We start from the raw sequence: 10,783 nt of genomic DNA, 5'->3' as shown, positions 1-10,783 counted from the left end.
TAATAATTCAAAATCAATCTTAGGGGAAATCCTCATGACTGTCCAAGCCTACAACCCAAAAAATCCAGAGCAAGCGCCAGCATCAAAACCTGATTTGGTGCAAATCCAAGAGCCTGCTACCATCAAAGCCCATCCTGATGAATCTGCCCATGGAGATGGCTGCGGCTGCGGCGGTCATCACGGGCATGAACATCACCATCATGATGCTGAAGATGATGGCATCCGCGTCATGCCAACTTCTGACGACCTAAAACGTCTGTCATCGGACACTGAGCTTATCGAGCGAGCACTGGCTGAAGAAAAATCTAATCACAGTAATCTCATCGCATCATCCAGACAGACCGTGCCTAGCATCTATGTTAATGGTGTGGAGATTAGCGAAAAAGCCATCGGCGAGGAAGTGCAATATCATCCAGCGAATAGCCAAGATGAGGCGCTATTTCTGTCAGCGCAGGCGCTCGTTATTCGTGAATTATTGCGTCAAGCGGTGCTTGAGGACGAAGAGCTTGCAGCGGAGTGGGAGGCAGATGATGAATTGGCAATCTCAAAGCTCATCGCCAAAAACGTCAAAGCCAACACACCTACCGAAGACAATTGCCGTCAATATTATGAATTTAATAAGTCGGAATTTAGCGCGCCACCTGTGATGAACATGCGCCACATTCTGTTGGCTTGCCCGCCAGAAGAGGGCGAAGAGCGCATCGAACTTAAAAAACGCGCTTATGAGATGATTGATGCCATCAAGTCAAGCGCTAATCCAGCGGCGGAATTCATCACATTGGCGATGCAACATTCTGCCTGTCCGTCTAAGACGGAAGGCGGTGAATTGGGCATCCTACAAAAAGGCGCAACCGTACCTGAATTTGAAAAAGCAGTATTCGCGTTACCAAAAGGGCTTGCCCCAAGTCCTATCGAGACGCGTTATGGGGTGCACGTTGTTGAGGTGCTGAGTCGTGTGGATGGCAAAGAGCTGTCATTCGATGAGGCGCTACCAATGATTCGCAACCGCTTGGCGCAAGAAGCATTCCATCATGGGCTGATTGATTATCTATATACTCTAAAGCAAAATGCTGACATCATAGGCATTGAGATTGATGTTAATCAAGAAAACGTGTATCGTGGCTAATTATTCAGTAATCAATCCAATATGCCATTAATCAAATCTGGGGAGTCGTATGTCCTTAATACCCGTCAAAGACCTAAAGCAAGCCATCAGCCTACGTGCGCACGATCACGTGCAGGCGCACCCACGCCCTGTGCTTACCTGCCAGCTTGATGATGCGCTAGGACGTATTCTGGCTGAACAGGTAGTCGCTGATTTTGATGTGCCTAGACAGAATTTATCTGCGATGGATGGCTTTGCGCTTGGTGTGGGTTCGGATTTATCAGATCAGACTGCCTTTGAGGTGATTGGTGAGTCGTGCGCAGGTTCGCCATTCACAGGGCGGATTCTGCCCAATCAAGCGGTGCGAATCTTCACAGGGGCGGTCGTCCCTAGTGATGCTGATACCGTGGTGATGCAGGAGAATACCGATTATCAGTCAATTGCGGATTTCCCTTATGCTGTGACATTAACACAGGCGGCGACGGCAGGGTCAAACATCAGACGACAAGGCGAGGAGATCACTAAGGGTGAGGCTGTGCTCGATGTTGGTAAAAGGCTTAACCCTGCAGACATCAGCTTGCTGGCCAGTCTTGGCGTGGCAAGTGTCTTAGTGTGCCAGCCGCTGATCGTAGGCGTGCTTGCGACAGGAGATGAGCTGATCGCCGTGGGTGAGAGCCTACCAAGCCTTGCCAATATTTATAATTCGAACACCCCAACCATTAAGGCACTACTTGCTCGTCTGCCGGTGCAGATGCGTGACTATGGTATTATTCCTGATGACCTAGATCAGATCAAGGCAGTGGTACAGCGCGCCATCGATGAATGTGATGTCATCATATCAAGTGCGGGCGTGTCGGTGGGGGATTATGATTATCTTAACGAAGTTGTCGGTCAGCTCGGTCAGATTCATCATTATAAGGTGAACATGAAGCCAGGTAAGCCGTTCGTATTCGGTGAGTTTCATCGAGCGGATAAGCCGGTGCTATATTTTGGTCTGCCAGGCAATCCATTATCCACCATAGTTGGGGTGCTGCAGTTCGTGCGTCCTGCACTTTGGCAGCTGTCAGGTTGCGCCAGTCATGATCTGCCGTACGCCTCGGCAATGCCTGCCGTCTGCCAGACAGACATCACCAAAAAAGGCACGCGCCAAGAGTTCTTAAGAGCGGTATTTGGTTTTGATGATGGTCGATTGAGCGTCAAGCCATTAGGCACTCAAGATTCCCATCGAGTCAAGCAGATGAGCCATGCCAATTGCTTGCTTGTGCTACCAAGTGACTGCGCAGGCATAAAGGCGGGCGATACAGTGATGATTGAGCCTTTTGAATGGTGTTTTGGGTAAATTATACCCAACAAAAAGCCGCACGATTTTTATTGTGCGGCGTTTTTTGTTGCAATTGATGTCAATCGCAGCGGTCATTGATGGTTGATGATTTACAGTCCTCCATGAATGTGATAAGGTAAAGCTCTTAAGATATTAACAACTCATGATGGAAGAGCTATGAACAACCCCTTTAAGACTTACCTTTTTGTCCCTGCCACGCGTTTGGATCGAGCTTCCAAGGCGCTAGATGGCGATGCTGATCATGTCATTATCGACCTGGAGGATGCGGTAGAGACTTGGAATAAGGATGTGGTGAGATCATCACTAAAGGAATTTGATAAAACCATCAGTCAGCCATACTGGCTACGCATCAATGCCGCCCATACCGCCGACTATGCGCATGATGTTGCTATGATTCAGACGCTCGATCATGTGGCAGGCGTGCTACTACCAAAGGCGGAATCTGCTCTGTCAATCACAGCTCTACATCAAGCGACCAATTTACCCATCATCGGGGTCATCGAGACAGCCAAAGGCGTCCTGAACATCGACAGCATGGCTACCGCCACTGGATTAATGGCGATGACTTATGGCTGTCTGGATTTGGCAAAATCACTGGCTATGACACTTGGCACACCGGCATCTAAGGCGGTATTGGATAGGATTCGCACTGATTTATTACTTCACTCTGCGGTGAATGAGCTTAATGCGCCGATTGAGACGATCTATGCAGATTTTAATGATGATGACGGCGTGGGTAAATTCGCCAAATTCGCCAAAGATTTTGGTTTTGGTGGTCAGCTTGTCATCCATCCTAAGCAGATCGCGCCCATTCGATACGCCACCGCCCACGATGATGCGATGATTGACTTTGCCAAGGTGGTGCTAGATCATCACGAGGCGACAGGTGAAGCGGTGTTCTCCGTGCAGGGTAAGATGGTCGATCTGCCCGTCATCGAATGGGCGAGAGGAATTCTTGAGCGTTAATTATTACGCTTTATCTGTAGTGATGGCGATGGCGTGGTCAATACTTGGCAATCGATCGCGCACCATGAGCAGTCTGTCCACACCCAGGGCGATGCCACTACATGGTGGCATCTGATCACAGGCAGCGATGAGATGTTTGTCGATCGGCATGATGGGAAGGCTCAGTTGTTGGCGTTGTGCATTATCCGCGGTGAATCTGGCGAATAGCTCATCGCCATCAGCCAGCTCATCATAGGCATTGGCAATCTCAATGCCATCGATATACAATTCAAAACGCTTCGCCACCAAACACCCATCCGTGTCAAGTTCTGCCTTAGCAAGGGCGGCGGTCGCAAGCGGATAATCTACCACCAACGTCGGCATATCTTTACCCAAGTCCGGCTCAATCAGGTGGCTGAATAATAAATCCAGCCACCCCTGTCTGTCATCTGCCATGTCTAGATGAATGTCGTGGGCGATGGCGCATGCCTTAAAGGATTCGATCGAATCTCTGTGTGGATGAATGTCAAGAGGTGAGAAGCTATCAGCATAGCTTAGCTTCTTAAAGGCGATGGGCTTATCCATGACAATGCTAATCAGCTGTCTTAATTCTTCAGTCAAATCATCCAAGCTAAAATGCGGACGATACCATTCTAACATGGTAAATTCGATGTTGTGCTTCGTCCCGCGCTCATTATCCCGAAAGACTTGGCATATTTGATACATCGGCACTTGCCAAGCTGCGAGCAGTCTTTTCATCGCAAACTCAGGCGAGGTGTGCAGGTAGCCTGTGGCGAGTTTGCCAGATTGATGAAAATGCACTGCTACCGATTCTATAAAAGTATCAGTATTACCGGCATGGGATAATATCGGCGTGGTCACTTCCATCACGCCTTTATCAGCGAAGAACTGACGAATGGCGAAGAGCATGGCGGCGCGACTTTGGGCTTGGGCGAGGGTTTGGGTGGGTTTGTAGCTCATGTTATGTGCTGCTAAGATAGCCATTCATGGCGCAGGTTGTAGGTTTTTCTAAGGTGGTCAAAATCAGCAGGGTGCACGCCATTATTGGCAACTCTACGCAGATCATGATCATCTTTGGTAATATCATAATAGTTTTTCAAGATCTGTTCGGGGTGACTTCGAACACCCGCCAAAAAATCCGACCATTTATAAGGATTGTCAGGCAATAGCGGTTCAATGTGTTGAATAACTGGCAGGTTAAATGTTTGACAGAACGCCTGATAAATCATGTCCGTGCCACGAAGCTTACCTTCTAAAGTATACCCTGCGATGTGCGGTGTGGCGATGTCAAGATGATCTAATAGCACTTGATCAATGTGAGGCTCATGGGGAAATACATCCAGAACTACTTGCAGTTTCTTGGTACGAATGCTGTTTAGTAGACCATCTTGATTGATGATCTCACCGCGCGCGGTGTTGATGAGTAGGGCGTTGTTTTTTAGTTTGGATGGGTTGTCAGCACTTAGCATCTCATAAGTAGGGTGCTCGCCGGCGTGTGTCAGCGGCGTATGAATACTAACGACATCGCTACTGCTAAGCACATCATCAAGGCTGCTGTTGTTTATGGCGGAAGCCGCCAAAAATGGATCATGACCCAGCACTTGCCAATTTAGCTCATGAGCATAATGCGCCAACGTTGAACCGATATTGCCAAGACCGATGACGCCAAGTGTGATCGGTTGGTGAGCACTGTCTGGACGAAGTGTGAGAATGGCAGTGATGACATACTGCGCGACCGAATGCTTGCTACACCCTTTAGCGTTGGCAAAGCTAATGCCATGTTCTGCCAGATAGCCGGTATCTACATGATCTGTGCCGATGGTCGCTGAGCCAATGAAGCGCACATCACCAAAATCCTGAATACTGCCTTGATGAATCGGCGTGACAGAGCGGATGAATAGAGCGTGCGGACGATGAGCATCAATGGCGGCTTGATTGATGTCGCGGCCTTTTAGCTTGATGACATTGATGTCATGGTGTGACAGATAATCATCGATATTGGCGATATTTTCATCGGCTAAGATGGTGATGGCATGAGTCATGATTAATCGTCCAACTTGTCTTCGTTTAAAATTGGCTTGGGCGTCGTGTCGGTCAATAAGCCTTCACCATCGGCCACGGCAAAGTGACCATCTTTGGCGGCGAAGATTTCATTCTTGTGCTGACTGATCCATTCGCGCCACACCGCAAGTCCAATCGCCAGTAAGACAGGACCGATGAACAGACCGACAAATCCAAATGCGGTCAGACCACCAAGCACACCGATAAAGATGATAATAAATGGAATCTTGGTCGCGCCGCTGATGACGATGGGGCGAATCAGATTATCCACCCAGCTGATGACCAAGATGCCCCACAGACCAAGACCGATGCCTTCGGTGGTATGACCTTGGGACAGTAGCCATAGTGCCACAGCCCCCCACGCAAAAGGCGTACCAAAAGGAATCAGCGCCACCACAAAAGTAACCAAAGTCAGCAGAATCGGGTTCGGCGCACCTGCCACGACATAGCCAAGACCTGCCAATAGCGCCTGAGCCAGAGCAGTCAGACCGATGCCATAGATGACGGCTTGCGTGGTTGCGCCGACAGAGTTGATGTAATCATCGATGCGATCGCCGATGATATTACGTAGTGCTTGACGAATTTGGCGCATGAGGCTGGTGCCATCACGATAAAAGAAAAACAGCGTCATAAGTGCCATGCCCAGTTTGGCAAGGTTCTTAAGAACGGCATCAAACGCAATTTTGCCATAATATAGATGCGACTGAACCCAGTTACGCACCGCTGCCATAGAGGCCTCAGGGTCTTTGTTGATTTCCCACAGGAGGTTTTTGACCTGCTGACCGATCACGGGCAGATCTTTGATGCTGTCAGGTAGATCAACATAGCCTGCCTGCAGTCGGTGAATCGCCATGCTGTAGAAATTGATGACTTCTTGTTGTAAGAAAAACACACCCACCACCAAAGGCACGCCGATCATCAAAGACACACAGGCGGTCATGATCAGTGCGCTGATGGTTGGGCTAAGATGGACTTTTTGATGAAAAAAACGATACAAAGGAAAGGTGATGTACGCCAAAATTGCCGCCCAAATCGCAGGCGAAATAAAAAAATGCACCACCTGAAAACACAGAATGATCAAAATGGTAAGCAAAGTGAGCGCAAGCAAGCGTTGGATGACGAGTTCTTTTGTCCAAGTTTCTAACATGGCGGTTGTGAGCGTCCTGTTCGTATTTTTATTTTAAAGTGCCAAAAAAGCATGTGATTTTTAAGGTGAAAATTTTGCCCTTTATTATGCCTTAATTTTTTAAAAATAGCTTGTCACAGATGCAGGAATTTGCAAATATTTTTACAATTTTTGTTGCATGATTGATACGGGCGGTCTTTGGCTTTAGGTTGGGTTTTTGGCTTTGACAAGGCGATTAAGCCCATTGGCAAAGGCGATTTTGTCTTTGTCACTGTACGGCTTTTGTCCGCCCATCTGCTTAGGGTCCAGCACGTTCGTGCCACGAAGCGACTCCATAAAATCCCGAGCGTTTAATTTGGGCTTGATGTTATTTAGGGTAAATTCCTCGCCTCGTGAAGTCAGAACTCTAGCGCCTTTTTCTAGTACATCATTGGCAAGAGGAATGTCAGATGTGATGACTAGATCGCCTGCTTGAGTGTTATCGACGATGTAATTGTCCGCCACATCAAAGCCTTGAGATACGACCACCATTTTTAGGTGTGGGGATGGCGGTAATTTTATAAAGCTATTCGCCACGAAGATCGCCATCACTCCGGTGCGGTTGGCGGTCTTAATGATGAGCTCTTTGGCGATGGCGGGAATGGCGTCGGCGTCTATGTAGATATTCATAAGATAAAAAAAGGGCAGTAGCATGCCCTTGGTGGTGTTATTTTAATAATTGCTCAACTTTTAGAACGGTCTCATTAAGTTCATCACACATTACCGTGATGTGCCCAATCTTACGACCGTCTCGCTCATCTTTGTGATAATGATGAAAATGCACGCCATCAATCGCCAGTACGTCTTGTAGGTTTGGGTATTTGCCGATGACATTGAGCATGACGGATGGCTTGACGATGTCCGTGCTACCCAATGGTAGACCCGCCACCGCGCGCATGTGGTTTTCAAACTGGCTGCACACCGCGCCTTCAATCGACCAATGCCCAGAATTATGCACGCGCGGGGCGATCTCGTTGGCGATCAGTCCTGAGTCTGTCACGAATAATTCTAAAGTCATGACGCCAACGTAATTTAGATGCTCGAGCAGTTTTTTGATGCTGTTTTGGGCTTGTGCATTGAGGTGCTCGGCGTTTGGTGCAGGGGCGGCAGTCTTGGCGAGGATGCCGTTGTGATGAGTGTTCTCAACCAGTGGGTAATAGCGGATGTCACCATCTTGGGCGCGAACGGCGATTAACGACACTTCGCGGCTAAAATTAATAAAGCCTTCAGCGATTAACGGTGCGCTCTTGGTGGCATCACCAAGCTCTGCCCAGGCTGTCTTAATGTCATCTTGAGTGCGAATGACGAATTGCCCTTTACCGTCATAGCCGCCACGAGTGGTCTTTAGTACTAGCGGTAAGCCGAGTTTCTCGCAGGCGACATTCAGCTCATCTTGGGAATTGACTGCCAAAAATGGTACAGTAGCGATGCCAAGTTCATTGAATAAGTTTTTCTCGTTTAGGCGGTCTTGGGCGATGAATAATGCCTGTGATGGCGGGTATAGCTTGGCATGGGATTCGATGCTTTGCGCTGATGATAGAGGTGTATTCTCAAATTCTAGCGTGAATGTGTCACACGCATTGGCAAATTTATCATAATCAGCATTGGTCATGACTTCGCCTGCAAGTGTGGCAGGACAATTTGGCGCATCCTCCAAAAAGACACTACGAATACCAAGCGGACGCGCAGCATTGGCAAGCATAAGACCTAATTGACCACCGCCAAAGATGCCGATGGTGCGAACGGGAGCAAGTGTAGTCATGATGGGCTCTTTAATCAATAATAAAATGATAAAATTTGGCGGCTATTATCGCACATTTGACATAAATTTAGTGCAAATTTTATAAGAATTAACGCAGAAAATCGCCCAGTGAAGGGCGGTTTTGAGGTGGTTAGCCGATGATGCCAGGCGTTGGGTTATCAAGGATGCTTTGGGTTTGCTTTGTGCGAAATTCGCTGACTTTCTTGCCCAGAGCTTCATCATGAATGGCAAGCATCTGCACCGCCAACAGTCCTGCGTTATAAGCGCCAGCACCGCCAATCGCGAGTGTGCCGACCGATACGCCGCGCGGCATCTGTACGATTGACAGCAGGCTATCCCAGCCTGACAGGGTGGATGATTTGACAGGTACGCCTAATACGGGTAGATCGGTCTGTGATGCACACATGCCAGGCAGATGAGCGGCTCCGCCTGCCCCCGCGATGATGATGGATAAGCCGCGCTGTTTGGCAGATTTGGCGTAGTCGAATAGCTTATCTGGTGTGCGATGTGCAGAGACGACTTCGCACTCAAAAGGCACGCCAAATTGTGTTAATACATCCGCAGCTTCGACCATGGTTGCCCAGTCAGATTGGCTGCCCATGATGATGCCGACTTTTGGCGCGCCCGCTGGTGAGATGGCGGCAGCAGGTTGGGCTTGGCTAGACATAATTTTCCTTAAAAAATAGAGTGAATAAACCCATTATTATAACAAAAAATCACCACAAAATCTGTCGCTAATAGCACAAACTTAGTGAATTTTATCCATAAAACTGCACAAAGTTCTCAGCAGATAGTCTCGGATTGTCTGTGTCAAACTGATAGGTAGTCAGATAGCCGTCTTTGCCTGCAGAATAGTCTGTACAAATCACCTGATCCGACAGCGGCGCAGGGTCGCCTGTCAGCCAATAATGTCCGATGATGACAGGCTTATCAGTGCCAAGCGTAAAATCAATGGGGCAAACCAGATCGTTAGGCAGTGTTGATAGGTCGCAGTTGCTCGCGGCAGACAGCTTCACGACAGGCTGATTTAAATCATCTTTCCACCATTTGACGCGCACGTCTTGGCGTAGATGCCCCAGACCGTCTTTGATGAACACGCCATCGGGTAGGTGTGCTTGTACGCCTGTTAGGATTTTTAGGATGTTCTGATGGGTAATCTTAGGTAGATCTTTAAAATCATTTGGACTTAGGCGATTATCATGCAGATAAGGCATAAGGCTTGTCATCGCCTTAGCATCGGGGCAGGCGTGGATGATTAGGCAGCCATCTAGTTCTAACCACAGTGGCAATTCAAAGAATCGATTAAGCCAATGCTGGTGCAGCGCCGAGTCTTCGCCAACCGCTTCCAAGAATACCTGATGTGTCTCATGCTGGCGTGGTGTGGGGTTGTAGATGCGCTTGCCTTGATCGTCCGTGGTGGCGTAACCGATGGCGTTATATTCATGATTGCCCATCATTCCCAGTGCTTGATGATTGTCAATCATGTCAAAGACAATACCCAGCGTCTCAAGTTGAGCGTCGCCACGATCGATAAAATCACCCACGAAGATGGCCTTATGATTTGGCGGTGCGATGTGGCTACTACCATCGTGTCGATAGCCCAATTTATCCAGTAATCCTAATAGCTTATCCACCTGCCCGTGGATGTCGCCGATGATGTCATAAATCATATTAAAATCTTGGGCTTAATAATGCTGAAACGAAATGCATCGCCAATTTGGGCTCGATCAGAATGGTGGCGATGACACCGAATGCTGCGCCATACAGATGCGCTGAATGATTGACATTGCCTGTGCCACGGCGATCTGCATAGATACTATAAGCTGTATAAAGCACCGCAAAGACAATGGCGGGAATGGGCAAGATTCCAAAAAAATACAAAGTCTCCCACGGCGCAAATAAAATAAAGCTAAACAACACAGCCGAGACAGCGCCTGATGCGCCAAGCCCCAGATAGCGTGAGTTATTTTTATTTTTTAGGTAGGTTGGGATGATGGCAGCGACGATGGCAAGCACATAAAAACCCACAAAACCCAATGAGCCAAATCGACTGATATAAAACTGCTCAATCACACGCCCAAAGAAATACAGTGTAAACATATTAAAAAGCAGATGCATGCCATCAGCATGAACAAAGCCATGCGTGACGAATCGATCATATTGCTTAAAGCGCGTAATGGAAATGGGATCAAAAATCAACCGCCCCATGAGTGTGCGATTTTGCCAAGCGATAAGGCTGATGATGACGGTGATGATGATTATGGTGGTGGTGTGATTCATGATGTCAAATAAAATATATACGAGCTAAGAATAATAAATTTGTCGCATGAGCAATTCGACTGCTCATCGATTGGCTAATAATTAAAAAGATTAAAACTTATC

11 protein-coding genes are annotated in these 10,783 nt (G+C 48.0%); 3 read left to right on the top strand and 8 right to left on the bottom strand.

What is annotated here, in order from left to right:
* The 3 genes from GY683_RS03540 to GY683_RS03530 all read left to right on the top strand — a co-directional run.
* Window positions 1-1,126 (top strand): peptidylprolyl isomerase (locus tag GY683_RS03540; protein WP_367274108.1); only part of this gene is annotated, 1,126 nt, incomplete at its 5' end.
* A gap of 49 nt (window positions 1,127-1,175) precedes the next feature.
* Window positions 1,176-2,444 (top strand): gephyrin-like molybdotransferase Glp, encoded by a 1,269-nt coding sequence (glp, locus tag GY683_RS03535; protein ID WP_297287434.1) that lies wholly within the window; start codon window positions 1,176-1,178, stop codon window positions 2,442-2,444.
* Between the two features lie 159 nt (window positions 2,445-2,603).
* Window positions 2,604-3,413 (top strand): CoA ester lyase, encoded by an 810-nt coding sequence (locus GY683_RS03530; protein ID WP_297287433.1) that lies wholly within the window; start codon window positions 2,604-2,606, stop codon window positions 3,411-3,413.
* A gap of 3 nt (window positions 3,414-3,416) precedes the next feature.
* On the opposite strand, the gene epmA is transcribed toward GY683_RS03530, so the two are convergent.
* The 8 genes from epmA to GY683_RS03490 form a co-directional block, all read right to left on the bottom strand.
* Window positions 3,417-4,391, bottom strand: a complete 975-nt coding sequence (gene epmA / locus GY683_RS03525; RefSeq protein ID WP_297287436.1) for an EF-P lysine aminoacylase EpmA — start codon at window positions 4,389-4,391, stop codon at window positions 3,417-3,419.
* A complete protein-coding gene (locus tag GY683_RS03520) occupies window positions 4,385-5,455 on the bottom strand; it encodes a 4-phosphoerythronate dehydrogenase (RefSeq protein ID WP_297287432.1) in 1,071 nt (356 codons plus the stop codon). The genes epmA and GY683_RS03520 overlap by 7 nt, the downstream gene beginning before the upstream one ends.
* A gap of 2 nt (window positions 5,456-5,457) precedes the next feature.
* Window positions 5,458-6,621: an AI-2E family transporter gene (locus tag GY683_RS03515; protein ID WP_297287431.1), complete on the bottom strand. Its 1,164-nt coding sequence runs from the start codon at window positions 6,619-6,621 to the stop codon at window positions 5,458-5,460.
* 183 nt (window positions 6,622-6,804) lie between these two features.
* Complete coding sequence (locus GY683_RS03510) at window positions 6,805-7,269, bottom strand: YaiI/YqxD family protein (protein ID WP_297287435.1); 465 nt, start codon at window positions 7,267-7,269, stop codon at window positions 6,805-6,807.
* 37 nt (window positions 7,270-7,306) lie between these two features.
* Complete coding sequence (locus tag GY683_RS03505) at window positions 7,307-8,401, bottom strand: 5-(carboxyamino)imidazole ribonucleotide synthase (protein ID WP_297287430.1); 1,095 nt, start codon at window positions 8,399-8,401, stop codon at window positions 7,307-7,309.
* A gap of 130 nt (window positions 8,402-8,531) precedes the next feature.
* Window positions 8,532-9,068 (bottom strand): 5-(carboxyamino)imidazole ribonucleotide mutase, encoded by a 537-nt coding sequence (purE, locus tag GY683_RS03500; protein WP_297287429.1) that lies wholly within the window; start codon window positions 9,066-9,068, stop codon window positions 8,532-8,534.
* 91 nt (window positions 9,069-9,159) lie between these two features.
* Window positions 9,160-10,071 (bottom strand): metallophosphoesterase, encoded by a 912-nt coding sequence (locus GY683_RS03495; protein ID WP_297287428.1) that lies wholly within the window; start codon window positions 10,069-10,071, stop codon window positions 9,160-9,162.
* Between the two features lies 1 nt (window position 10,072).
* Window positions 10,073-10,681: a rhomboid family intramembrane serine protease gene (locus GY683_RS03490; protein ID WP_297287427.1), complete on the bottom strand. Its 609-nt coding sequence runs from the start codon at window positions 10,679-10,681 to the stop codon at window positions 10,073-10,075.
* Window positions 10,682-10,783: the final 102 nt, after the last annotated feature.

The organism is Moraxella sp., from assembly GCF_024227015.1.
GTDB lineage: Bacteria > Pseudomonadota > Gammaproteobacteria > Pseudomonadales > Moraxellaceae > Moraxella.
This window is presented reverse-complemented; position numbering and strand designations above follow the sequence as displayed.

What these genes read in the sequence shown, in the direction of transcription:
- glp (WP_297287434.1), top strand. Translation starts at nt 1,176, where the DNA reads ATGTCCTTAATACCCGTCAAAGACCTAAAGCAAGCCATCAGCCTACGT.
- GY683_RS03530 (WP_297287433.1), top strand. Translation starts at nt 2,604, where the DNA reads ATGAACAACCCCTTTAAGACTTACCTTTTTGTCCCTGCCACGCGTTTG.
- GY683_RS03520 (WP_297287432.1), bottom strand. Translation starts at nt 5,455, where the DNA reads ATGACTCATGCCATCACCATCTTAGCCGATGAAAATATCGCCAATATC.
- GY683_RS03515 (WP_297287431.1), bottom strand. Translation starts at nt 6,621, where the DNA reads ATGTTAGAAACTTGGACAAAAGAACTCGTCATCCAACGCTTGCTTGCG.
- GY683_RS03510 (WP_297287435.1), bottom strand. Translation starts at nt 7,269, where the DNA reads ATGAATATCTACATAGACGCCGACGCCATTCCCGCCATCGCCAAAGAG.
- GY683_RS03505 (WP_297287430.1), bottom strand. Translation starts at nt 8,401, where the DNA reads ATGACTACACTTGCTCCCGTTCGCACCATCGGCATCTTTGGCGGTGGT.
- purE (WP_297287429.1), bottom strand. Translation starts at nt 9,068, where the DNA reads ATGTCTAGCCAAGCCCAACCTGCTGCCGCCATCTCACCAGCGGGCGCG.
- GY683_RS03495 (WP_297287428.1), bottom strand. Translation starts at nt 10,071, where the DNA reads ATGATTTATGACATCATCGGCGACATCCACGGGCAGGTGGATAAGCTA.
- GY683_RS03490 (WP_297287427.1), bottom strand. Translation starts at nt 10,681, where the DNA reads ATGAATCACACCACCACCATAATCATCATCACCGTCATCATCAGCCTT.